Source organism: Actinosynnema sp. NPDC050436 (assembly GCF_040655415.1).
GTDB lineage: Bacteria > Actinomycetota > Actinomycetes > Mycobacteriales > Pseudonocardiaceae > Actinosynnema.
Map to the genome: position 1 here is coordinate 160,570 of NZ_JBFAJV010000014.1, position 23,337 is coordinate 183,906.

At 71.7% G+C, this 23,337-nt stretch carries 22 protein-coding genes; 13 read left to right on the plus strand and 9 right to left on the minus strand.

Translation table 11 applies throughout. The features are described from left to right. Positions 1 to 226 precede the first annotated feature (226 nt). The 6 genes from AB0I60_RS29370 to AB0I60_RS29395 all read left to right on the plus strand — a co-directional run bounded on the left by AB0I60_RS29370 (position 227) and on the right by AB0I60_RS29395 (position 5,984). Positions 227 to 838 (plus strand): response regulator, encoded by a 612-nt coding sequence (locus AB0I60_RS29370; RefSeq protein ID WP_360735301.1) that lies wholly within the window; start codon positions 227 to 229, stop codon positions 836 to 838. Between the two features lie 263 nt (positions 839 to 1,101). After that, positions 1,102 to 2,280, plus strand: a complete 1,179-nt coding sequence (locus tag AB0I60_RS29375) for a branched-chain amino acid ABC transporter substrate-binding protein (protein ID WP_360735303.1) — start codon at positions 1,102 to 1,104, stop codon at positions 2,278 to 2,280. A gap of 135 nt (positions 2,281 to 2,415) precedes the next feature. Further along, a complete protein-coding gene (locus AB0I60_RS29380; RefSeq protein ID WP_360735305.1) occupies positions 2,416 to 3,378 on the plus strand; it encodes a branched-chain amino acid ABC transporter permease in 963 nt (320 codons plus the stop codon). Further along, positions 3,375 to 4,517 (plus strand): branched-chain amino acid ABC transporter permease, encoded by a 1,143-nt coding sequence (locus AB0I60_RS29385; protein WP_360735307.1) that lies wholly within the window; start codon positions 3,375 to 3,377, stop codon positions 4,515 to 4,517. The genes AB0I60_RS29380 and AB0I60_RS29385 overlap by 4 nt, the downstream gene beginning before the upstream one ends. A 32-nt stretch (positions 4,518 to 4,549) precedes the next feature. Next, positions 4,550 to 5,290, plus strand: a complete 741-nt coding sequence (locus AB0I60_RS29390; RefSeq protein ID WP_360735361.1) for an ABC transporter ATP-binding protein — start codon at positions 4,550 to 4,552, stop codon at positions 5,288 to 5,290. Beyond that, complete coding sequence (locus tag AB0I60_RS29395; RefSeq protein WP_360735309.1) at positions 5,280 to 5,984, plus strand: ABC transporter ATP-binding protein; 705 nt, start codon at positions 5,280 to 5,282, stop codon at positions 5,982 to 5,984. Before AB0I60_RS29390 ends, AB0I60_RS29395 begins: the two co-directional genes overlap by 11 nt. A gap of 54 nt (positions 5,985 to 6,038) precedes the next feature. Here the strand turns inward: AB0I60_RS29395 and AB0I60_RS29400 are convergent, their stop codons facing one another. Beyond that, positions 6,039 to 6,581 (minus strand): DUF4352 domain-containing protein, encoded by a 543-nt coding sequence (locus tag AB0I60_RS29400; RefSeq protein WP_360735311.1) that lies wholly within the window; start codon positions 6,579 to 6,581, stop codon positions 6,039 to 6,041. 3 nt (positions 6,582 to 6,584) lie between these two features. Further along, positions 6,585 to 6,995 (minus strand): hotdog fold thioesterase, encoded by a 411-nt coding sequence (locus AB0I60_RS29405; RefSeq protein WP_360735363.1) that lies wholly within the window; start codon positions 6,993 to 6,995, stop codon positions 6,585 to 6,587. 86 nt (positions 6,996 to 7,081) lie between these two features. Here AB0I60_RS29405 and polA point away from each other — a divergent pair, with 86 nt between their 5' ends. Together polA and AB0I60_RS29415 are read left to right on the plus strand one after the other, a co-directional pair. Beyond that, positions 7,082 to 9,751 carry a DNA polymerase I gene (gene polA, locus AB0I60_RS29410; protein ID WP_360735313.1) on the plus strand — a complete coding sequence of 890 codons (2,670 nt, stop codon included), beginning with the start codon at positions 7,082 to 7,084 and terminating at the stop codon, positions 9,749 to 9,751. A 66-nt stretch (positions 9,752 to 9,817) separates the two neighbouring features. Beyond that, positions 9,818 to 11,260 carry a hypothetical protein gene (locus AB0I60_RS29415; protein WP_360735315.1) on the plus strand — a complete coding sequence of 481 codons (1,443 nt, stop codon included), beginning with the start codon at positions 9,818 to 9,820 and terminating at the stop codon, positions 11,258 to 11,260. A gap of 4 nt (positions 11,261 to 11,264) precedes the next feature. On the opposite strand, the gene AB0I60_RS29420 is transcribed toward AB0I60_RS29415, so the two are convergent. Together AB0I60_RS29420 and AB0I60_RS29425 are read right to left on the minus strand one after the other, a co-directional pair. After that, on the minus strand, positions 11,265 to 11,822 hold the full coding sequence (locus AB0I60_RS29420; RefSeq protein ID WP_360735317.1) for a hypothetical protein: 558 nt from the start codon (positions 11,820 to 11,822) through the stop codon (positions 11,265 to 11,267). Between the two features lie 105 nt (positions 11,823 to 11,927). Next, positions 11,928 to 12,389 (minus strand): DUF1453 domain-containing protein, encoded by a 462-nt coding sequence (locus AB0I60_RS29425; protein WP_360735319.1) that lies wholly within the window; start codon positions 12,387 to 12,389, stop codon positions 11,928 to 11,930. A gap of 64 nt (positions 12,390 to 12,453) precedes the next feature. Between AB0I60_RS29425 and AB0I60_RS29430 the strand changes: the two genes are divergently transcribed. From AB0I60_RS29430 to AB0I60_RS29440, 3 genes are all read left to right on the plus strand, one after another. Beyond that, the gene (locus AB0I60_RS29430; protein WP_360735321.1) at positions 12,454 to 13,077 is read left to right on the plus strand and encodes a TetR family transcriptional regulator C-terminal domain-containing protein; all 624 of its coding nucleotides are present in this window, start codon (positions 12,454 to 12,456) and stop codon (positions 13,075 to 13,077) included. Between the two features lie 125 nt (positions 13,078 to 13,202). Next, positions 13,203 to 13,799: an AAA family ATPase gene (locus tag AB0I60_RS29435; RefSeq protein WP_360735323.1), complete on the plus strand. Its 597-nt coding sequence runs from the start codon at positions 13,203 to 13,205 to the stop codon at positions 13,797 to 13,799. Beyond that, positions 13,796 to 14,524 (plus strand): hypothetical protein, encoded by a 729-nt coding sequence (locus tag AB0I60_RS29440; protein WP_360735325.1) that lies wholly within the window; start codon positions 13,796 to 13,798, stop codon positions 14,522 to 14,524. The genes AB0I60_RS29435 and AB0I60_RS29440 overlap by 4 nt, the downstream gene beginning before the upstream one ends. A gap of 85 nt (positions 14,525 to 14,609) precedes the next feature. Here the strand turns inward: AB0I60_RS29440 and AB0I60_RS29445 are convergent, their stop codons facing one another. The 5 genes from AB0I60_RS29445 to AB0I60_RS29465 all read right to left on the minus strand — a co-directional run bounded on the left by AB0I60_RS29445 (position 14,610) and on the right by AB0I60_RS29465 (position 20,265). Beyond that, a complete protein-coding gene (locus AB0I60_RS29445; protein ID WP_360735327.1) occupies positions 14,610 to 15,206 on the minus strand; it encodes a TetR/AcrR family transcriptional regulator in 597 nt (198 codons plus the stop codon). After that, entirely contained in the window at positions 15,203 to 17,098 is a 1,896-nt protein-coding gene (locus tag AB0I60_RS29450; RefSeq protein ID WP_360735329.1) for a YhgE/Pip domain-containing protein, read from the minus strand. The genes AB0I60_RS29445 and AB0I60_RS29450 overlap by 4 nt, the downstream gene beginning before the upstream one ends. Continuing rightward, complete coding sequence (locus tag AB0I60_RS29455; RefSeq protein ID WP_360735331.1) at positions 17,095 to 17,931, minus strand: hypothetical protein; 837 nt, start codon at positions 17,929 to 17,931, stop codon at positions 17,095 to 17,097. The genes AB0I60_RS29450 and AB0I60_RS29455 overlap by 4 nt, the downstream gene beginning before the upstream one ends. Before the next feature lie 261 nt (positions 17,932 to 18,192). Then, the gene (locus tag AB0I60_RS29460; protein ID WP_360735333.1) at positions 18,193 to 19,425 is read right to left on the minus strand and encodes a GNAT family N-acetyltransferase; all 1,233 of its coding nucleotides are present in this window, start codon (positions 19,423 to 19,425) and stop codon (positions 18,193 to 18,195) included. A 9-nt stretch (positions 19,426 to 19,434) separates the two neighbouring features. Further along, a complete protein-coding gene (locus AB0I60_RS29465) occupies positions 19,435 to 20,265 on the minus strand; it encodes a class I SAM-dependent methyltransferase (RefSeq protein WP_360735335.1) in 831 nt (276 codons plus the stop codon). Between the two features lie 204 nt (positions 20,266 to 20,469). Between AB0I60_RS29465 and rpsA the strand changes: the two genes are divergently transcribed. After that, complete coding sequence (gene rpsA, locus AB0I60_RS29470; RefSeq protein WP_360735337.1) at positions 20,470 to 21,963, plus strand: 30S ribosomal protein S1; 1,494 nt, start codon at positions 20,470 to 20,472, stop codon at positions 21,961 to 21,963. Between the two features lie 315 nt (positions 21,964 to 22,278). After that, positions 22,279 to 22,872 carry a hypothetical protein gene (locus AB0I60_RS29475; RefSeq protein WP_360735339.1) on the plus strand — a complete coding sequence of 198 codons (594 nt, stop codon included), beginning with the start codon at positions 22,279 to 22,281 and terminating at the stop codon, positions 22,870 to 22,872. The last annotated feature ends 465 nt before the right edge of the window (positions 22,873 to 23,337 follow it).

A 23,337-nucleotide genomic window follows, 5' to 3' on the forward strand; every position in this document is an offset into this window, starting at 1 on the left:
AGGGGTGGTGGTTGCAGGCGCACAGCCCCGGCGCGTGGGTCCGGCGCAACCCCGGGTCCGCGCTCGGGTGGTGAGCGTGGTGCGGCACCGGGCGCCCGGTGCCGCCGACCGGTGGGCGCGATCACGGCCCGACCAGGCTGTGCTGTCGGGCCCCGCCGGTAGACTGCCCTTTCCACCCGGTGCGCTCGCGTCGAGCGCACCCGCGCCGACCGTCAGGAGGACCCCGGTGACCCAGCCGGCTGCCGAGGCCCCGTCCGAGGACCGCGCCGCGCCGCGCCGCGTGCTGGTCGCCGAGGACGAGGCCCTCATCCGCCTCGACCTCGTCGAGATGCTGCGCGAGGAGGGCTACGAGGTGGCCGGGCAGGCCGCCGACGGCGACGAGGCGGTCACGCTGGCCGAACAGCTGCGGCCGGACCTGGTCATCATGGACGTGAAGATGCCGAAGGTGGACGGCATCGAGGCCGCCGGCGCGATCGCGGCGAAGCGGATCGCCCCGGTGGTCATCCTGACCGCGTTCAGCCAGCGCGAGCTGGTCGAGCGGGCCCGGGACGCGGGCGCGATGGCCTACCTGGTCAAGCCGTTCGCCAAGCGCGACCTGGTGCCCGCGATCGAGCTGGCGATGAGCCGGTTCGCCGAGTTGCAGGCGCTGGAGAACGAGGTCGCGGGCCTGACCGAGCGCCTGGAGACGCGCAAGGTCGTGGAGCGCGCCAAGGGCCTGCTGATGAGCAAGCAGGGCCTGTCGGAGCCCGAGGCGTTCCGCTGGGTGCAGCGCACCGCCATGGACCGGCGGACCACCATGAAGGCGGTCGCCGAAGCGGTCGTCGAAAACTTCGGCTGAGATACCTGTTCGGCTATCGGACGCGCAGTCACGCCCATTGTTGGTCACTGCGCGCATTGACCCTGTGACCTGTGGCTATTTGAGCTGGATTTAAGACTGTTAACGCGCGCGCATTTGCCGGTGACTACCGTCACGATGTGGACACAGAGCAGGAAGACCACCTGTTCACGGAACACAACTGAAGCTACGTTCCTGCCCTAACCCAAGCCCTCGTGCGGGGGCGCCGCCTACCGGCGGGCTGGTTGGTCATGGGAGGTATTCCGGTGTCAGGAGCACGACTCGGCCGAGTTCTGGTGCTGGCGGCGGCTTCGTCGCTGGTGCTCGCGGCTTGCGCTGGCGGCACGAGCGGCGGCGGCGACTCTGGCGGCGACGCCACCACGGTCAAGATCGGGTTCATGGGTGACCTCACCGGTGAGAACTCCGGGATCGTGATTCCGCCCTACAACGGCGCGAAGATGGCGATCGACGAGTACAACGCCACGAACCCCAAGGTCAAGATCGAGCTGAAGAAGTACGACAGCCAGGGCAAGCCCGACCAGGCCACCTCGCTGATCACGACGGCGGTCGGCAGCGACAAGATCGCCGCCCTCATCGGCCCGGCCTTCTCCGGCGAGTCGAAGGCCATCGGCGGCACGCTGGAGGAGAGCAAGATCCCCAGCATCTCGCCGTCGGCCACCAACGCCGGCCTGGCCAGCAACGGCTGGAAGTACTGGCACCGCGTCGTCGCCAACGACAACGACCAGGGTCCGCGCATCGCCGAGTTCCTGGTGACCGCGAAGAGCCCCAAGAAGGCGTTCGTCCTGTCCGACGACCAGGAGTACAGCGTCGGCCTGGCGGAGGCGGTGTCGAAGACGTTCAAGGAGAAGGGCGTCGCGGTCGAGACCGACAAGTTCGCCAAGGACGCCTCGGACTACTCCTCCACGGTCAGCAAGGTCAAGTCCGCCAACCCGGACGTGATCTTCTTCGGCGGCTACTACGCCCAGGGCGGCCGGCTGCTCAAGGCGCTGCGGGACAACGACGTCAAGACGATCTTCGCCACCGGTGACGGCTCGCTCGACGCGCAGCTGATCAGCGGTGCCGGCCCCGCCGCGGCCGAGGGCGCGGTCATCGCCTGCCCGTGCAACATCCCGTCGACCGACGTCACCGGCAACTCGAAGACCTTCTTCGACAACTACAAGAAGTCGGCCGGCTCCGACCCGGCGATCTACTCGACCGAGGGCTACGACGCCGCCACCGCGTACATCAACGCCGTCAAGGCCGGCAAGACGACCTCCGAGGACATCAACAACTTCCTGTCCACGGTGAGCTTCGAGGGCATCTCCAAGCCGATCAAGTTCAAGGCGAACGGCGAGCCGGAGAACAACTCGATCTTCGTCTACCAGGTCAAGGGTGGTGTCCTCAAGCTGCTCGGCCCGTCGGCCAGCGCGAAGCTCGAGGGCTGATCTCCGAGACGGTTTGGACCGAGTCAGGCAGCGCTGGGGAGCGGGCAGGTCGGCGACGCGTCGTCGGCCCCCGCTCCCCACCCCTATGGCGAAGAACTTTCTCTCCCCCCGCCCCGTCTCGTGAGGCAACCTGTCATGCTTGATGATTTCCTCAACCAGTTCCTACCCAGCACGGTGGGTGGACTGGTGATCGGCTCGATCTACGCGCTGATCGCCCTGGGCTACACGATGGTCTACGGCGTGCTGCGCCTGATCAACTTCGCGCACTCCGAGATCTTCATGATCGGCACGTTCGCGTCCCTGGTGACGCTGCTGGCGATCGCCCCGAGCGCACCCATCACCGGGTTCGCCCTCGTCGGGGTGCTGCTGCTGTTGATGCTGGTGTCCGCGGCGGCCTCCGGCGCCTCCGCGGTCGTGCTGGAGGCGGTGGCCTACCGGCCGCTGCGCAAGCGGGGCGCGACCAGGCTCGCCGCCCTGATCTCCGCGATCGGCGCCTCGCTGTTCCTCCAGGAGCTGTTCGGCCTGCTGGTGATCAACTGGCTGATCGACAAGCCCGGCCGCAACCAGGCGTCCGCACCGAGGTTCGTCGCCCGGGACACGCTGTTCACCGTCGGCAACGTCGACGTGCGGCTGGACCAGGTGATCGTGGTCGTGGCGGCGATCGTCGTCATGGTCGGCCTCGACCAGCTCGTGAACAAGACGCGCATCGGCCGGGGCATCCGGGCCACCGCCCAGGACCCCGAGGCGGCCGTCCTGATGGGCGTGAGCATCGACAACGTCGTGCGGGTGACGTTCCTGCTCGGCGGCGCGATGGCCGGCGTGGCCGGCTCGCTCTACATCATGGAGATCGAGAACACCTCGTACCTGATCGGCTTCGTGCTGGGCATCAAGGCGTTCACCGCCGCCGTGCTCGGCGGGATCGGCAACCTGCGCGGCGCGCTGATGGGCGGCGTCGTGCTCGGCCTGATCGAGAACTGGGGCGCGATCTTCCTGGGATCGGAGTGGAAGGACGTCATCGCGTTCACCGTCCTGGTGGTCGTCCTGATGTTCCGCCCGACCGGCATCCTCGGCGAATCGCTGCAGAAGGCACGGGCATGAAAGGCGACGGAGTGACGACGGAAGAAACCCCGGCGAAGCGCGGCGGCCTGCACGCCATCGGCCACGGGATCGACCGGCTGCGGGACTGGTGGGAGAACGCCAAGGTCTGGCAGCGCTACCTGGTCTACATCCTGCTGGTCGTCGGCGCCCTGATCCTGCCCGCCCCCGGCATCGGCGCGTTCATGTCGCCCGAGTCGGACTGGACGACCGTGCTGATCTACCCGATCGGCACCTACATCCTGCTCGCGGTCGGCCTGAACGTGGTGGTCGGCCAGGCGGGCCTGCTCGACCTCGGGTTCGTGGCGTTCTTCGCGATCGGCGGCTACTCGGTCGCCTACTACGGGACCCACTTCGGCTGGAACTACTGGGCCACGGTGGCGTTCGGCATCATCCTGGCGGCGGTCTCGGGCGTCATCCTCGGCGCACCGACGCTGCGGCTGCGCGGCGACTACCTGGCGATCGTGACGCTCGGGTTCGGCGAGATCGTCCGGATCACCGCGAACAACACCGACGAGATCGGCGGCGCGCGCGGCATCACCGGTATCCCGCACCCGCCGCCCGTGTTCGGCACCAAGTTCCTGCTCGACCCCGCGCCGTACTACTACCTGATCCTGGCCGCGATCGTGGTGGTCATCATCTTCTCGGTGCGGTTGCAGAAGAGCCGGGTCGGCCGCGCGTGGGCCGCGATCCGGGAGGACGAGGACGCGGCCGAGCTGATGGGCGTGCCGACGTTCAAGTTCAAGCTGCTGGCGTTCGCCATCGGCGCGATGATCGGCGGCCTGGCAGGCGGCATCTACGCCGGCAAGGCCGTGTTCATCGAGCCCAACACGTTCCCGTTCATCCTGTCCGCGACGATCCTCGCCGCAGTGGTGCTGGGCGGCTCGGGCAACCTGCCGGGCGTGATCCTGGGCGCGTTCCTGATCGGCTGGCTGCCGGAGCGGTTCCGCGACTTCGCGGACTTCCGCATCCTGATCTTCGGCGGTGTGCTGGTGCTGATGATGGCGCTGCGGCCGGAGGGCCTGCTGCCGTCGCGGCGGCGCAAGGCGGAACTGCACGAGGGAACGGGCGGGATGGGCACCATGGGCGCCGAGGTTCCGGGTCCGGACGCGGACGTGTCGACGACGGAGGCGGCCAAGTGAGCACCCCGGTCCTCCAGCTCGCCGACGTGACGATGCGCTTCGGCGGTGTCGTCGCGCTGCGCGGGGCGAAGCTCAGCATCGCCGAGGGCGAGATCTTCGCCCTGATCGGCCCGAACGGCGCGGGCAAGACCACGGTGTTCAACGTGGTCACCGGCGTCTACCAGCCCAGCGAGGGCGAGGTGCTGTTCAACGGCACCCGGATCAACGGCACCAAGCGGTTCAAGATCACCAAGCAGGGCATCGCCCGCACCTTCCAGAACATCCGGCTGTTCCACAACATGTCGGCGCTGGAGAACGTGATGGTGGGCGCGGACGCGCACCACCGGACCGGTGCGATCGGCGCGACGCTGAACCTGCCGTGGCACCGCAAGGAGGAGCGGCGCGGGCGCGAGGTCGCGCGCGAGCTGCTCGACTTCGTCGGCATCTCCGCGCGGATGACCGAGACCGCGAAGAACCTGCCGTACGGCGACCAGCGCCGGCTGGAGATCGCCCGCGCGCTGGCCACCGACCCGAAGCTCCTCCTGCTCGACGAGCCGGCGGCGGGCATGAACCCGGCGGAGAAGGAGGCGTTGCAGCGCCTCATCCGCAAGATCCGCGACAGCGGGCGGACCGTGCTGCTCATCGAGCACGACATGAGCCTGGTCATGGGCGTCAGCGACCGCGTGGCGGTGCTCGACTTCGGCCAGCTGATCGCAGAAGGGCTGCCGCACGAGGTGCAGAACGACCCGAAGGTCATCGAGGCGTACCTGGGGGTGTCCGAAGATGCTTCTTGAGCTCCAGGACATCAACGTCCACTACGGCAAGATCGCGGCCATCAAGGGCATCAGCCTGGAGGTCAACGAGGGTGAGATCGTCTCGCTGATCGGCGCGAACGGCGCGGGCAAGACGACCACGCTCAAGACCATCTCCGGCCTGCGCCCGCTGACCAGCGGCAAGGTGCTCTTCGACGGCCAGGACATCTCCCGGATGCCCGGCCACAAGCGGGTCCTGCTCGGCATCGGCCAGTCACCCGAGGGCCGGGGCGTGTTCCCCGGCATGACGGTGCAGGAGAACCTCCTGATGGGTGCCTACACCCGCAAGGACGACCTGGCCGAGGACCTGGCCGAGGTCTACGAGCTGTTCCCGAGGCTGGCCGAGCGCAAGGGCCAGTTCGGCGGCACCATGTCCGGCGGCGAGCAGCAGATGATCGCCATCGGCCGGGCGCTGATGACCAAGCCGAAGGTGCTCCTGCTCGACGAGCCGTCGATGGGGCTCGCGCCGATGCTGATCGCCCAGATCTTCGAGATCATCAAGGAGATCAACAAGCGCGGCACCACGGTCCTGCTGGTCGAGCAGAACGCCCAGCAGGCGCTCAAGCTGTCCGACCGGGCCTACGTGCTGGAGACCGGCCGGGTGGTCAAGTCCGCGCCGGGCCTGGAGCTGCTGGACGACCCGCAGGTCCGCGCCGCCTACCTGGGCGGCCACTGACACCGGGACGCAACCGGCACCGGGGAGGCCCGCCGACCGCGTCGGCGGGCCTCCTCACTGGCTGAGCAGGATCTCCGTGCTCGACCCGTCCTGGAGGTCGGTCAGCGTCGGTCCGCCGAACACCCGGAGCGCCAGCGGCTTCGCGTCCTCGGGCAGGTCGTAGTACACGTCGTACTCCAACCGGACGTTCGCGCCGAGGTCGACCACGTCGGGCTGCCGCTTGATGGTCATCGCCTGCACGTCGACGGCGTGCTCGACCTTCTCGTCGTCCACGAGCAGGTGCCGGCGCGCGTTGAACGAGGCGCTGCTGCGCCCGTTGTTGACCACGCTCAGCCTGATCCGGACGAACCGGCCCTTCGCCTCGAACTCGGCGTGGCTGCCGATCAGCGCGTCCATCCCGGTGGTCAGCCCGAGCAGGGTGAACGCCGTGTCTCCGTCCGAGGCGGTCGGCAGGTGCAGCACCTTCTCGTCGGGCCGCGCGGTACCCGGCGGCACCGGGTACGTCGGCGGTGCCGACGACGGGGGAGCCTCCGAGGCCGGGGCACTGCTGCACCCGGCGACCAGCAACGCCGCGACCACCAAGCCGGACCACCTCATGCCCTAGACCTTAGGCGCGTCCCGCAGGAAGCAGGTGAGCCGCGCGGTGCAGCTGCGCCTGCCCTGCTCGTCGCTGATCACGATCTCGTAGGTCGCGGTCGACCGGCCCCGGTGGACCGGCGTGCACACCCCGGTCACCACGCCCTCGGTGACGCCCCGGTGGTGCGTGCAGCTCAGCTCCAGCCCCACGGCCAGCCGCTCGGGGGCCGCGTGCACGGCCGCCGCGATCGACCCCAGCGTCTCGGCCAGCACGGCGTTCGCGCCGCCGTGCAGCAGGCCGTACGGTTGGCGGTTGCCCTTCACCGGCATCGTCCCGACCAGCCGGTCGGCATCCCATCGGGTGATCTCGATGCCCATCTTGGCGGTCAACTGCTCGTGCGCGACCGCCTGGTCCGCGCCCGGCACGTCCACCAGGCCGCCCGGGACGTCGTCTGAGCTCGTGCTCACGTGCTGCTCCACTCGGTGCATGACTGTCGGACCCTCACCCTAGACTCGCCGACGTGAGCACTTCAGAAGCCTCCCGCCTGCTGCTGGTCGACGGCCACTCGATGGCCTACCGGGCGTTCTTCGCGCTGCCGAAGGAGAACTTCCAGACCAACACGGGCCAGACCACGAACGCGGTCTACGGCTTCACCTCGATGCTGATCAACCTCCTGCGCGACGAGCGGCCCACGCACGTCGCGGTGGCCTTCGACGTCTCGCGCAAGACCTTCCGCACCGAGGCGTACTCCGAGTACAAGGCCGGGCGCAGCGCGACGCCGGACGAGTTCAAGGGCCAGGTCAGCCTCATCAAGGACGTGCTCGCCGCGCTCAACGTCCAGACCCTGGAGAAGGACAACTTCGAGGCCGACGACGTCATCGCCACGCTCACCACGCAGGCCGTCGGCCTCGGCTTCGAGGTGCTGATCTGCACCGGCGACCGGGACGCCCTCCAGCTCGTCACCGACGAGGTGACCGTGCTCTACCCGGTCAAGGGCGTCTCCGAGCTGGCCCGGTACACCCCGGAGCTGGTGCTGGAGAAGCAGGGCGTCCCGCCCGCGCTCTACGCCGACTACGCGGCGGTGCGCGGCGACTCGTCGGACAACCTGCCCAACACCCCCGGCGTGGGCCCGAAGACGATCGTGAAGCTGCTCACGCAGTTCGGCTCGCTCGACGGCCTGATCGACCACGTGGACGAGGTCGCGGGCAAGGTCGGCGAGGCGCTGCGCGCGAACCTGACCAACATCATGCTCAACCGGCAGCTCACCGAGCTGGTCCGGGACGTGGAGCTGCCGGTCGGCCCGGCCGGGCTGGTGGTGCGGGACTGGGACCGGGACGCGGTGCACCGGCTGTTCGACGAGCTGGAGTTCCGGGTCCTGCGCGACCGCCTGTTCGCCACCCTGGCCACCGCCGAGCCCGAGGCCGAGGAGGGCTTCGAGGTCTCCGGCGGCGCGGTCGCGCCCGGCGCGCTGGCCGGGTGGCTGGCCGACCACGCCGGCGGGCCGAGGGTCGGCCTGTCCTTCCGGCACTCGGGCGTCGACCTGGAGGGCATCGCGTTCGCTGGCGACGAGGGCGGCTACGTCGAGGTCGCCGCGCTCACCGAGGAGGACGAGGCGGCGCTCGTCGCGTGGCTGGCCGACGGGCGGCAGGCGAAGGCGGGCCACGAGCTGAAGCTGCCGCTTCGGGCCCTGCGCGCGCGCGGCTGGCGGCTCGCCGGCCTGACCAGCGACACCGCGCTGGCCGCGTACCTGGTCCGGCCGGGCCAGCGCAGCTTCGCCCTCGACGACCTGGCGCTGCGCTACCTCCAGCGCGAGCTGCGCGCCGAGGAGCCGGACGACGGCCAGCTCTCGCTGCTCGCGGACGAGGACGAGGAGCGCGAGAAGACCGCGAAGCACGCCATCGTGCGCGCCCAGGCGGTCGCCGAGCTGGCCGACGCGCTGGACCGGCAGCTCGTGGAGACCGGCCAGGAGAGCCTGCTCGCCGGCCTGGAACTGCCGCTGATGGCCGTGCTGGACGAGGTCGAGGCGGTCGGCATCGCCATCGACGCCGAGCACCTGGCGGCGCTGGAGGCGCACTTCGCGGCGGGCGTGAAGCAGGCCGCGCAGGACGCGTACGCGGTGATCGGCAAGGAGATCAACCTCGGCTCGCCCAAGCAGCTCCAGGCGGTGCTGTTCGACGAGCTGAACATGCCCAAGACCAAGAAGACCAAGACCGGGTACACCACCGACGCGGACGCGCTGCAGAACCTGTTCGAGGCGACCGAGCACCCGTTCCTCCAGCACCTGCTCGCGCACCGGGACGTGACCCGGCTCAAGTCCACGGTGGACGGCCTGCTCAAGTCGGTGGCCGACGACGGCCGCATCCACACCACGTTCCACCAGACCATCGCCGCGACCGGCCGGCTGTCCTCGACGGACCCGAACCTCCAGAACATCCCGATCCGCACCGACGAGGGCCGCCGCATCCGCGAGGCGTTCGTGGTCGGGCCGGGTTACGCCGAGCTGATGACCGCCGACTACAGCCAGATCGAGATGCGGATCATGGCCCACCTGTCGGAGGACGCGGGCCTGATCGAGGCGTTCCGGTCGGGGGAGGACCTGCACACGTTCGTCGCGTCCCGGGCGTTCTCGGTGCCGACCGCCGAGGTGACCGCCGAGCAGCGCCGCCGGGTCAAGGCGATGTCCTACGGCCTGGCCTACGGCCTGTCGGTGTACGGCCTGGCCCAGCAGCTGCGGATCTCCGCCGAGGAGGCGCGCGAGCAGATGGAGGCGTACTTCGCCCGCTTCGGCGGCGTGCGCGACTACCTGCACGAGATCGTGGAGGACGCCCGCAAGAAGGGCTACACGGAGACGATCCTGGGTCGCCGCCGCTACCTGCCCGACCTCACCAGCGACAACCGCCAGCGCCGCGAGATGGCCGAGCGGATGGCGCTCAACGCCCCGATCCAGGGTTCGGCGGCGGACATCATCAAGGTGGCGATGCTGGGCGTGTTCCGGGCGCTGGAGGAGTCCGGCCTGCGCTCCCGGATGCTGCTCCAGGTGCACGACGAACTGGTCCTGGAGATCGCCGAGGGCGAGCGCGAGGCGGTCGAGGACCTGGTCCGCGAGCAGATGGGCCGGGCCTACGAGCTCAGCGTCCCGATGGAGGTCTCGGTGGGCGTCGGCCGGTCCTGGGACGAGGCGGCGCACTAGCCGGCCGGGCGGCACCCGCCCGAAAAGACCTGGTGGCAGGCCTCCGGTGACGAGCACAATCGGGTGATGCGCGGGGGCGGCGTGGTGGGTCGGGTGTCGGGGCTGGTGGTCGTCCTGGTCGTGCTGCTCGCCTCGGCGACCGGCGCGGCACCCCGCGACCGACCCCGCTCGACCGCCGAGGCCCTGACCACCGCCCGGCCGACCACCGGCCCGCCGGCCGCCGACCCCTCTGCCGCCGACCCCTCTGCCACCGACCCCTTCGGGGTGCCGGCGGACCGACCGCTGCCCGGCCACTCGATCTCCAACCCGGTGCTGCCGCCCGCGCTGGTCGGCGGCGCTCCCACCCGCGTGCTCCAGGGCGTGCACGAGCACGCCGGCTACGCGATCGAGGTCCCGCCCCGCTGGAACCGCCGGCTGCTCGTGTGGGCGCACGGCTACCGGGGCACCGGCAAGGTGCTCGAAGTCGAGCCGCCCGCCTTCGGGCTGCGGCAACGACTGCTCGACGGGGGTTTCGCGTGGGCGTCGTCCAGCTACTACGCCAACGGCTACGACGTGAAGGCGGGCGTCGAGAGCACGCACGACCTCGCCCTGCGCTTCGCCGACCTGGTCGGCGAACCCCAGGACGTCTTCGTGGCGGGCGCCTCGATGGGCGGGCACGTGGTCGTGCGCTCGCTGGAGCAGCACCCGGGCTTCTACCGGGCGGCCCTGCCGGTGTGCGGTGTCCTCGGCGACCAGGAGCTGTTCGACTACCTGCTGGACTACCAGTTGGCCGCCCAGGCGCTGGCCGGCGTCGACGCCCACCCGCTGCCCCGGGACTACCTGGCGGTCGCCGTGCCGAAGATCAAGCAGGCGCTCGGCCTGTACGGCACGCCCAACGACCTCGGCGCCCAGCTCGCGGAGTTCGTGGTGGACCGCAGCGGCGGCGAGCGGCCCGGCGCGCGGGCGGCGTTCGAGCACTGGAAGGAGTACCTGTTCAGCCTGGCCGGCACCGGGCCGGCGGGCACCGCGTCGGCCCGCGGCCTGGCCGCCGACCCGAACCAGGTCGCCACGAACCTCGACACGCGCTACCGGCCGAACACGCCCGTCGACCTGGACCGGGTGGTCGAGCGGGTGCCGCCCGCGAACCCCGCCGCGCGGGCCGCGCCGGAGCTGACCGAGGTGGCGCGGGTGGACGGCCGGCCGAGCGCGCCCGTGCTGTCGCTGCACGGCCTGGGCGACCTGTTCGTGCCGTTCTCGATGGAGCAGGTCTACGCGCGGGACGTCCGGTCCCACGGCCTCTCGCACCTGCTCGCGCAGCGCGCGGTCCGGGCCGTCGAGCACTGCGAGTTCAGCCCGGCCGAGGTCGGCCGGGCCTGGGACGACCTCGTGCGCTGGGCCGACACCGGGGCCCGGCCGGAGGCGGACGTCGTGGACGACCCCGCCGTGGTGGCGGCGCCGGGCTACGGCTGCCGGTTCACCGACCCGACCGCCCGCGAGCCCGCCACCCGGCGGGTGTTCCCCACCTGCTGACCGGTCAGCAGATCCCGACGATGTCCAGCAGCGCCTTCTCGATGCGCGCCTTGTCCTGGGCGAAGATCGCGTCGCGCAGGCCGCGCGCGGCGTCCCGGCACTTGACCATCGCCGCGCCGTCGTCCTCGGCGCGCTTGCGGCCGGTCTCCGCGACCTGGGCCGCGTCCTTCGCCTTGGACGCCTCGTCCTGCGCGTCCTTCAGCTTCTTCCCGGAGTCGGTGAGTTCCTTTTCCTTGTCGGCCAATTGCGCGCTGATCCGGCTGTTTTCCCCGGTCGCATCGGAGTACAGGACGCCGAACACGCCGGCGGTCGCGAAGAACAGCACGGTGAGCACCGACAGCACGACCAGGCCGGTCTTCTTCCGGGGTGCGGCGGGCGCCGGGCCGGGCGTCGCGGAGGGCCCGGCCGGCGGGAACTCGGGGCCGGCGGGCAGGTGCGCGGAGGGCTGGAAGACCTGGTCGACGGGCTGGTAGGCGGTCGTGGCGGGACCCGGACCGCCGTACTGGTCCGGTACCGGGAAGTGGGGTTGGTTCTCCGGTTGCCCGGGATTCGGGTAGGTCATCTCTCCCCCTGCATTGTGTCGCCCCAGTATGCGGTGCGCCCGCCGGGCCCGGCAGCGGAATTTTCCGCTTTGCTCCGGTCGGCCGCCGTCACCGCAAAGTGCGGTTCACCGCCGTTCGGGTGCGAACGGGACGCCGGAGCGGATCGCGCGCAATCCCACCGGCACGAGTTCGCCGAGCAGGCCGACGCCGATCGACAGCGCCATCGGCCGCGCGTCGGCGTGCACCCCGGACGCCGACGCCGCGAAACCCAGCCCGGCGTTGACCGCGAACGACCCGACCCACACCGCGAGCGTCCACGGCGTGTACCGCTGCCACAGCACGTCGTCGCGCTCGTAGACCTTGATCGTGGCACCGCGCAGCACCCCCAGCGCCAGACCCATCGCCACCCCGCCGACCAGCCACAGCACGTCCACTGCCGTCACCGACGTCTTCGTCAGCTCGTAGCCGCCGATGCCGAGCAGCACGAGCGGCGGGACGACCAGATCGCGCCCGTTGAGCGGTTCGCCGAGCACCCTCTTGACCACGACCGCCACCACGGCGGCACCGATCAGGACCCAGGTCAGCATGTGTCTCCCCCTTTGTGGCATGACCGTGCTAATTAAGCTAGCACGAGTGTGCTAGAAAGGGGGTGTGCCCAAGGTCGTCGACGCCGAGAGCCGCCGCCGGGCGGTCGCCGAGGCGGTGTTCCGGGTGGTGCGGGCGCACGGCCTGGACCAGGCGTCGCTGCGCAACGTCGCCGAGGAGGCCGGCCTGGCGATCGGCTCGGTCCGGCACTACTTCACCGACCACGACGAGCTGCTGGTGTTCGCGCTGGAGGAGCTCACCGAGCGGGTCGAGCGCCGGGTGCTGGCCCGGGTCGAGCTGATCCACGCCGCCGGCACGCCCCGGGGCCGCCGGGACGGGGTCGCGGACCTGCTGGGCGAACTGGTGCCGCTGGACCCGGACCGGCACGACGAGTCCGTGGTGTGGCTGGAGTTCTCCCGCGCCGCCCGCACCCGGCCCGCGCTCGCGCCGGGGGCCCGCCGGCTGCACGCCGGCCTCCGGCTCATCGCCCGCCGGGTGCTGGAGCGGGCCGGCGTGCCCGACGTGGCGGTGGAGGCCGAGCGGCTGGCCGCGCTGCTCGACGGCCTGGCCGTCAACGCCGTGCTGCAGCCCGACCTGACCACGCCGGACGTCATCCGCGCCGTGCTCTCCCGGCACCTGGACGGCCTGCGCGTCGACGCCCAGCCCGCTCCGGGGTCCACTGAGGACTGAACGGCGGTGGGCGGCCGGCGAACCCGCGCGGCGGGTGGTGGGAGGTTCACGCCCGGCACGCCTGATCGGGTGGCCGCCGCGACGAGCCCGCCGAGGGGGTTGCGGTGCGGAGGTAGCCTTTGCCGGTGCCGCTGTTAGGACCGACCGACGAGCTGCCGCACCCGCCGACGCGGGTCCTGGTCGCGGGCACCTCCGGCGCGGGCAAGACGACGATGGCCCGGTGCGTCGCGGAGGTGCTCGGCCTGTCCTATGTGGAAATGGACTCGCTCTTTCACGGTCCACAGTGGACCAGGCGGGCCGAGTTCCCGGCCGACGTGCGGGAGCTGGTGAAACGCCGCTCGTGGGCGACCGAGTGGCAGTACGCGGAGGCCCGCCCGCTGCTGCTGGAGAGGGCCGACACGCTGGTCTGGCTCGACCACCCGAAGCACACCGTGCTGCGCCGGGTGGCCGTGCGCACGGTCGTCCGGCGGCTGCGCAACCAAGAACTGTGGAACGGCAACACCGAACCGCCCCTGCACACCGTCTTCACGGACCGGGAACATCTGCTGCGGTGGGCGTGGCGGTCGCACGGCCGCACCCGCGAGCGGGTCACCGCCGTGCTGGCCGGCGAGCACGGCCCCCGACTGGCGGTGGTGCGGCTGCGCGGGCAGCGTGAAGTCGACCAGTGGCGTGCCGGGCCCCTCCGGCGCGCGGCGGAGCGCGGCGAGGAGTCGGTGCGATGAGTGGGCGGACGGCGCTGGTGCTCGGTGGCACCGGCATGTTGCAGGGCTGTGCGGACGATCTGCTCGCGCAGGGCTGGCACGTGGTGCTGCCCTCGCGCAGACCACCCGGGGCGGGCCGGGCGGCCCGCGCCGCCCTGGGCGCGCGCGGCCACGTGCCGCAGCAGGTGTCCCCGGCGGCCCCGCGACCGGGTGGGCCGGCTCCCGGCGGACGGGTCCCGGACGTGCCGGTCGCGCGCGGCCCGGTCGCCGACGGACCGGTCGTGGGCAGCCCGGCTGCGGGTGGCCCGGTCGCCGGCTGGGCGGGGCGGGGCGCGGCGGAGGCGAAGTGGGTGCGCGCCGACTGGGCCCGGCCCGACGAGCTGGCCGACCGCGTCCGCGAGGTGCTGGCCGGCCCGGCGGACCTGCTGGTGGCGTGGGTGCACCTGAGCTACCGGGTGCCCGTGCTGCGCGCCGTCGCGCCGCTGCTGGCCGCGCACGCGCCCGTGGTCGAGGTGCACGACAGCAGCGGCATCGTCTCCCGCGACGGCGTGCCGGACCCGGTCCTGGCCGGCCACCCCACCCAGCAGGTGGTGCTGGGCATCGTCAAGCACGGCACCGGCACCCGCTGGCTCAGCCACGAGGAGGCGTCCGTGGGCGTGCTCGAAGCGGTGCGCCGCGCCGTGGAGGGCAAGCCGCCCTCGGTGCACCAGGTCGGCGACGTCGACACGTGGGCGGTCCGCCAGTAGCCGCACGGGCACCGGATCGACCGCCGCCCCGGATGGCGGCGGTCGTGCCGTCGTGCGGTCGGCGCAGGCTGCCGGAGGGCAGCGGTCAGGCGCTCGGGCGCAGGCCCCGGACCAGGATCAGCACCGCCTCGCGCACCTCGGCCAGCGTCCGCTCCGGCTGGAACACCTGCCAGTCCAGGGCGACCACCAGCAGCGTGCCGAACAGCGCGGCCGACGCGGTGCCCACCTGCACGCCCTCCGGCAGCCGGCCCTCGTCGGACAGCCGCTGCATCTGGCCGCGCACGATGGACACGATGTCGTCGCGCAGCAGCCCCAGCGTGCCGTGCCACTGGCCCGGCGTCCGCCACAGCTCGCTGACCAGCAGCTGCCCGAACGCCGGGTACTCCGCGAAGAACCCCAGCACCCCGTCGACCAGCGACTCCATCGCCCGCTCGGTCTCGGTCTCGTCCTCGGCCACCCGCAGCCGGGACGCCAGCAGCTCCACCCCGTGCCGCAGCAGCGCGTCCACCAGGGCGTCCTTGCTGGCGAAGTTGTAGTAGACGGTGCCCTTGGCGACCCCGGCCTCGGCGGCGATCTCGTCCACCGTCACGCTCGCCGCGCCGCGCTCGCCGACCAGCTTCAGCGCGGCGTCGAACAGCTTCTGCTTGGTGACGGCGGTGCGGCCGGGTCGCGTGTTGGTCACAGCACCAGCTCGGGCTTGAGTCGAGACGGGGTCCACACCCGCTGCTTGTACGCGGCGAACGTCGACAAGGCAAGCGCCCCGACGAGGTAGGCGACCAGGATCAGCGCGTCCTTCCCGACGCTGTCCAACGAGCCGCCGTACATCAGGTGCCGCAACCCGTCCACGGCGTAGCCCATCGGCAGGCCGTAGTGCAGCGGGTACAGCGGCACCGGGATCGTCTGCCACGGGAACGTGCCGCCCGCGCTGACCAGTTGGAGGATCAGCAGCACCAGGCCGACGAACTTGCCGACCGCGCCCAGCAGCGCGTTCAACGCGTGCAGCACGGCCACGAACGTCGCCGAGGTCAGCAGCAGGAAGCCGAGCGTCCCGATCGGGTGGGTGGGCCGGATGTCGACCACCAGCGTCACCACCGCGTACATGATCACGACCTGCGCCGCGCCCAGCAGCACACCCGGCAGCCACCCGCCCAACGCCACCCGCAGCGCGTTCTGCCCGGCTGCCAGCCCACGCCGGGACAGCGGCTTGAGCAGCAGGAACAGCACGAACGCGCCGATCCAGGTGGCCAGGCCGAGGAAGAACGGGGCCAGGCCCGCGCCGTAGCTGCCCGCCGACGTCTGGCTCACGCCGCGCACGGTGACCGGGTCGCCGATGGTGTCGGCGGTGGACTCGCGGGTCGGGTCGTCCGGGTTGGGGATCTGCGCGACGCCCTCGTTCAGGCCGTCGCGCAGCTTGACGGTGCCGTCCAGGAGCTGCTGCTCGCCGTCGCGCAGGCCCACCGCGCCGTCGCGCACCTGGGCGTTGCCGGACGCGACCTGCGCCGCGCCGTCGGTGAGCCGGGTGATCGCGTCGGTCAGCGCCGGGGTGGACGCGGCGAGCTGCGCCGCGCCGTCCGACACCTGCTTGGCGCCGTTGGCCAGCGTCCGCAGTTGGCCTGCCGTGCCCTGCACCTTGCTGTTCGCGTCGTCCAGGGGTGCGCGCGCCTCGGTGAGCGTCTGGAGGACGCGCTGCACCTGCTCCTCGGTGAAGCCCGCCGCCCGCAACCGGGTGGCGATGTCGCCGTTGACCTGGTCCAGCCGCCCGACCAGGGCCTGGGCCTTGGCCGCGTAGTCCTCGGCGGTCTGCGCGACGGTCTCGTTGCCGTCCGCGACCTGCTTCGCGCCCGAGGCGAGCTGCTGGGACTTCACCGGCAGGTCCTTGGTCTGGTCGCGCAACTGCGTCAGGCCGGCGGAGAGCTGGGCGGCGCCGTCGGCCAGCGGGCCCGTGCCGTCCACCAGCTTCTGGGCACCGGTGAGGGCGTCCTGCTGGCCGTTGGCCAGCGTGGTCGCGCCCTCGGCGGCCTCGGCCGTCTTCTGGTGGATGGTGGAGAAGCCGAGCAGCAGCTTGTCGGCGGCCTCCGCGCCCACCTTGACCGACACCGAGCGGCGGACCTCGGTCACCACCTGGTTGGCGATCGTGGAGCCGAGGTAGTTGTTGGCGTCGTTGGTGGTCAGCATGATCACGCCCTGGCGGGGGGTGAACTCGCCGGAGGACAGCAGCGCCTGGGAGAAGTCCGGGGGCAGGGTCAGCCCGAACGTGTAGGTGCCGTTGCGGACGCCCTCCTCGGCGTCGTCGGCGGTCACCCGGTGCCAGTCGAACTTCGCGCCCGAGACCAGCTCGGCGGCGACCTCCTCGCCGGCGTTCTTGGTGGTGCCGTCGCTCGCGGTCGCGCCCTTGTCCTCGACCACGAGCGCCGCCGGGACCTGCTTGAGGTTCGCGTAGGGGTCCTTGTTGGCGTAGAGGTAGAGGGCCGCGTAGAGCAGGGGCACCAGGGCCAGGGCCAGCACGGCGAGCTTGGGCAGCTTGCCGGACGTGATGCGGCGCAGCTCGTTGAACGCCATCCGCAGGGCGGTCACCGGTTCTCCTCGGCGTGGTCGGCGGCCGGGCGCAGGTCCGGCCGGGTGGGGTCGCCGACGTGGGTGCCGGGTCGGTCCTCGGGCAGGGGCTTCGCGGCCGGTGGCGCGGCGGGGGTCGCGGTGGGTGTCGCAGTCGGTGTCTCAGGTGGTGTCGCGGTGACCGGGTGGAGACCGGGTTCGGTGGGGTCGAGGGCGTGCTTGGCCGTGTGCTCCTCGGGCGCGGGGAGCGTGTTGTCCGCGCCCAGGCGGGCCACCGGGACGCCGAGCACCGCAGCCGACGTGGTCGTGCACAGGACGACGACGGACAGGTCGGGCGTCACGCGCTCGCGCGCCAGCGCCAACCAGCCCGCCGGATCGCCGTGGTACCGGTCGGGCGTGTCCACGACCAGCGCCCGCGCCCCGGGCCGCCCGGCGGCCAGTTCCATCATGAGCGCGCACCGGACGTCGGCGGGCACGTACTCGTAGCGCGCGTCGAGGTGCTCCTCGGCCCCGCGCTCGACCAGCCAGTCGGCGACCGCCTTGCGCCCGCTGCGCTGCCCGTTCATGGCCAGCTCCTCGCCGACCACCCCGGACAGGGTCAGCGACGCCTCCGGCTCGTTCACCCCCGGCGAGTCCACCAGCACGACCTGCTTGCGCAGCCCGGCGGCGTCCGGCGTGACCGAGCCGCTGCTCGGGCGCATCCGCCCGGACAGCACCAGGGCGAACGCGGTGTGCCCCGCGTCCGGGGGTCCGGCCACCACCACCAGCTCACCCGGCGGCACGCGCAGGCTGGTCGGCTTGAGCAGCGGGCCGTGCGGCCCGGCGACGCCGACGCGCTGAGCGTGGATCTCCACGGCGGAACCCCTTCTTTGAACTGACCGGTCAGTTCAAATAGTGGCCCAGTCGGCCCACTCCTGCAACCGCGACCGCTGTGATGTCCCGCGCCGGGGTCTCCCGCGCCGCTCGGTCGCACGCGTTCCGGGGCCGGCGCAGCGAGCATCCGCCCGGCGCGGGGTCGTCGCAACGCGAAACCGGTCCGGCGTGCACCCGTCCGGGTCTGCGGCGTTCGTCCCTCCGGACCTGTTCCCGCTGGGGGTCGAGGCGTGGGCGGTCGGTCAGCGCAGGGCGCTCGCGGGGCGGACCTCCCACACCGTCCACAGCGGGCGGTAGCCCTGGCGCGGCCAGAACACCGAGGACAACGGGTTCGGCGGGTTGTAGTAGAGGTAGCTGCCGACCGTGCCCAGCCGCTGCAACTCGCGGTGCGCGTACGCCATCAGGTGTCGCCCGATCCCGGCACCCCGCGCGCCGGGCAGCACGGACACGCAGTTCACGTACCCCCAGCGCCCGGTCGGCAGCCGGGTCGAGGTCCAGTTGCCCGGCTCGGACGTGACCAGCGCGCACTCGGCCAGCGCGACCGCGATCCCGTCCCGCTCGACCAGCCACGCCGGACCGCCCGCCGCGAGCCGCTCGGCCAGCGCCCGGCGCTTGATCCCGACCGCCTCCGGCCGGTCCACGGTCGACCCGACCAGGGCGGAGTAGCGCAGCTCGGCCAGCGCCAGGGTGAGCACGGCGTCCAGGTCGGCGGGCGTGGCGCGGCGGATGGTCGGCATCCCCGGAGGAGGTGGACCCGACCGAGTCCCCCGCGCGGCTGGCTGGTCGGGGTGCGGCGCGCGGGCCGCGGGTGCGCCCGGTGCCTGGCCGTTGGACGACGGATGGGGCGCTGAGCCGGCGGAAGAGGTGTCCGAGGAGGTGTAGGTCGAAGTGTCGGAAGTGTGGGCCGCGCGGGTGGTGTGCGGGGGTGGGTTCGGTGGCGTGTGGGCCGCGCGGGTGGCGTGCGGGGGTGAGCCGGGCGGGGTGCGGGCGGTCAGGGCCCCGGCGAGCGGGGGGACCTGGGCGGCCGGTGTGCGGGGAACCGCCGGCGAGTTCACCCCTGTGGGTGGTGTTCGGCGCACGGCGATCACGGACAGCGGGACCAGGCCGTGGTCGAGCAGCGCCCGGCCGGCCTCGGCGTCCCGGCTGGGCCAGGTCACCACGCACGCCGAGTCCCGCTCCGCCGCGCCCACCCGGTCCAGCCACTGCCGCCACGCGCGCAGCAGCGCGTCCATCCCCGCCGCGCCGGCACCGCCCAGCAGCGGGGTCAGCTCCCACACCTCGCTCGCCGACCACAGCCGCGCCGCCGACGTCCGGTCGTGCACCTGGTGCTGCACGACCCCCGCGACGCGCGTGCCGTCCGGCAGCGCGGCGGTGATCACGTCCCCGTCCGGCGGCGCGACCACGGCCGGCAACAGGGGGTCGATCCCCGCGAACCGCGCGCCCTGCGCCTCCACCAGCCCCCGACTGACGGTCATGACCGCAGGTTACGGCCTTCGCGTCCGCAGAATCGCGGTGCCGGGGAACAGCCGGCCGCGCAGCGGGCTCCACTGGCCCCACGGCCGGGCGTGCCCGTCGGGCCACTCCGGCTCCACCACGTCCTCCAGCACGAGCCCGGCGCCGACCAGCGCGCGGACGTAGTCGCCCAGGGTCCGGTGGTGCTCGACGTACGTCGCGCGCCCGTCCTCGTCGACCTCCACGTAGGGCGTGCGGTCGAAGTACGACTGGGTCACGGTCAGCCCGTTCGGGCCCGGGTCGTCCGGGAAGATCCACCGGATCGGGTGAGTCACGGAGAACACCCACGGCGCACCGGGCCGCAGCACGCGCGCCACCTCGCGGAAGACGTCACCCACGTCGGCGACGAACGGCACCGCCCCGAACGCCGAGCACGCGGCGTCGAAGCTCGCGTCGGCGAAGGGCAGCTGGTCGGCGCTGGCCTGCACGAGCGGCACGGGCAGGCCGGTCGCCGCGTTGCCCGCCACGGCGTGCCGCAGCATCCCGGCGGAGATGTCGAACGCCACCGGCAGCGCCCCGTTCGCGGCCAGCCAGCGGGCGCACGGGGCCGACCCGCAGCCCACCTCCAGCACCCGCCGGCCGGTCACGTCGCCGAGGTAGCCGGCCTCCGCCTCGCGGACCCCCTCGGGGCACCAGACGAAGTCCGCCGCGCCCAGGAAGTCGCCGTGCTCGGCGTGGTAGTCGTCGGCGTCCGCGTCCCACCAGATCCGGTTCGCGGCCCGCGACTCGGCCGCGTTCGCGCCCCTCAGGGCGATGCCGGTGGTGCCCAGCGCCAGCTCGGCGCTCGCGTGCAGGTCGGACACGCTGCTCCTTCAGGGTTACGCCCGGGGGGTGCGGTTTGCCCGCAGGTCGTCGGGCCGCGTACGATACCGCCCGCGTAGTGGGTTCGCGCTGCCCATGATCGGTATGCACGTCACGGGACTGGTCGTCGGGGGAAGCCTTGCCTCCCGCGCAGTGTTGTACCCACAGGCCAGACAACCCCAATCCGTACCGGAGCCACCTACCTAATGTCCACCGACACCACCACTGTCCCGGCTGCCACTGCGCCGAAGCAGATCGCTATCAACGATATCGGGACGGAGGAGGACTTCCTCGCCGCCATCGACAAGACCATCAAGTACTTCAACGATGGCGATATCGTCGAGGGCACCATCGTCAAGGTCGACCGGGACGAGGTCCTGCTCGACATCGGCTACAAGACCGAGGGCGTCATCCCCTCGCGCGAGTTGTCGATCAAGCATGACGTCGACCCCAACGAGGTTGTGAAGGTCGGTGACGAGGTCGAAGCCCTGGTTCTCCAGAAGGAGGACAAGGAAGGGCGGCTGATCCTCTCCAAGAAGCGCGCGCAGTACGAGCGGGCGTGGGGCACCATCGAGGCCCTCAAGGAGAAGGACGAGCCCGTCAAGGGCACGGTCATCGAGGTCGTCAAGGGCGGCCTCATCCTGGACATCGGTCTCCGCGGCTTCCTCCCCGCCTCCCTGGTCGAGATGCGCCGCGTGCGCGACCTGCAGCCCTACGTGGGCCGCGAGCTCGAAGCCAAGATCATCGAGCTGGACAAGAACCGCAACAACGTGGTCCTGTCCCGTCGCGCGTGGCTGGAGCAGACCCAGTCCGAGGTCCGCAGCGAGTTCCTCAACCAGCTGCAGAAGGGCCAGGTCCGCAAGGGCGTCGTGTCCTCCATCGTCAACTTCGGTGCCTTCGTGGACCTGGGTGGCGTGGACGGCCTCGTGCACGTCTCGGAGCTGTCCTGGAAGCACATCGACCACCCGTCCGAGGTCGTCGAGGTCGGCCAGGAGGTCACGGTCGAGGTCCTGGACGTCGACATGGAGCGCGAGCGCGTCTCGCTGTCCCTGAAGGCGACCCAGGAAGACCCGTGGCGCCAGTTCGCCCGGACCCACGCGATCGGCCAGATCGTGCCGGGCAAGGTCACCAAGCTGGTTCCGTTCGGCGCGTTCGTCCGGGTGGACGAGGGCATCGAGGGCCTGGTCCACATCTCCGAGCTGGCCGAGCGCCACGTGGAGATCCCGGAGCAGGTCGTCCAGGTCGGCGACGACGTCATGGTCAAGGTCATCGACATCGACCTGGACCGCCGGCGGATCTCGCTGTCGCTCAAGCAGGCCAACGAGGGCTTCACGGTCGACTCCGAGTTCGACCCGACCCAGTACGGCATGGCCGCCGAGTACGACGACCAGGGCAACTACATCTACCCCGAGGGCTTCGACCCGGAGACCCAGGAGTGGCAGGAAGGCTTCGACAAGCAGCGCGAGGAGTGGGAGCGGCAGTACGCCGAGGCCCACACGCGCTACGAGGCCCACATGAAGCAGGTCGCCAAGGCCGCTGCGGCCGAGGAAGAGGCGGCGGGGGAGACCAACTACTCCTCCGGCGGCGACGCCCCGGCTGCGGCTGCGAGCAGCGGCGGTGCCCCTGCCCAGGCCGGCGGCACCCTGGCGAGCGACGAGCAGCTCGCCGCGCTCCGCGAGAAGCTGTCGGGCGGCGCGTGACCGGCTGACCCGCTCACGGGTCGGGCGTCGAGCCCGACCCGTGAGCGGGTCGCCTGACCGGGTGACCGGTTGACGGCCGGGTGACCGGCCGCCGGCCCCGGCAAGATCGAGAACAGGACGACGGCCTCGCACGGTTCCAGGTGCGGGGCCGTCGTCGTGCGCTAAATTTGTAGTCCTATGGTTGCGCGGATTCGGCGGGGGACAACGGTTTCGGCCGCACGGGCGGCCGACCGGTCGGCCGCGCGTCCGGGATCTCTTCCGGAGTCGCGTGCGGGGTCGGGTCCGGGCTTGTGGTCGGTTCTGCGGTTGGTTGTAGTGGGACTGGCGGTGGGGGCGTCGGTGGTCGGGTGCACGAACCAGCCCGCGCCGGTCGCACCGCCGGTCCAGATCCCGACGATCCTCGCCCCCACGACGGTGGTCCGTACCCCCGTGATGGTGGACCGCGAGCTGCCCGACGACTGCGAGTTGATCGTCCCGGTCGAGGTGGTCAACGCCAAGATCGGCCGCGAGGTGCAGGCCGAGGTCCGGACGATCGTCGGCATCCCGGAACCCTCGCTGGCCCGGACGTCGAAGATCGACTGCTACTACGACCTCGCGGAGAAGCAACCCCTCGCCGCCGCCCCGTTGATCATCGGACTGGCGACGTACGCGGACGAGGCGTCGGCGAAGGAACGGGTGGCCGAGAGCATCGCCGCCGAACGGGCCGAGGGCGGGTCGGTGGCGGAGGTCGACGTCGGGAAGCAGAAGGCGTCGCTGATCAGCACACCCGGCGAACGCCTGCTCCTGGGCTCGCTCGGCAAGACGACGTTCGTGGCCCGCGCCAAGGTGGGTTTCGTGCCGGACGACAAGATGAGTGCGGTGCTGTCCGCATTGGCGGCCCAGTCGATGACACCGATCGAAGAAGCCTGACCCCGCTCGTCGGTTCCGGCCCAGTGGTGGTTCCGGCCTAGTGGTGGTTCGGGGCGGTGGTTCAGGGTCGGTTCAGGTGCGGTGGTTCTTTGCTGAGGTCTTTCTCAGCTTTTGTTGGATGAATTGTCGGTGCCCGGTGGGATGATGGTGTCGGGGGCCGGAGGCCGCGCCCTGGGGGCGCGGCAGGGCTCTGAACTGGGCTTATGGCCATAGCGGGCCGTGTGGGGCTGGGTCGTCCGGGGCTGGGGCGGTGCGTGGACCGGCGGCCTTTCAGCGGTGGGCTTGAGTGGCGAGCGGCGGGTGCGGAATTCGCGAAGACGGAAAGCGTCCTCGCCGGACGGGCGACCGCCAAGGATGACACGAAGAGCGGTGGTGTCTGCGTGTCATCCCCGTGTGGCCTGTCAAAGACGACCGCGCTTGGCCAGGGAATGCAAGCGGAAAGCGTGCTTGCATTCCCTGGCCAAG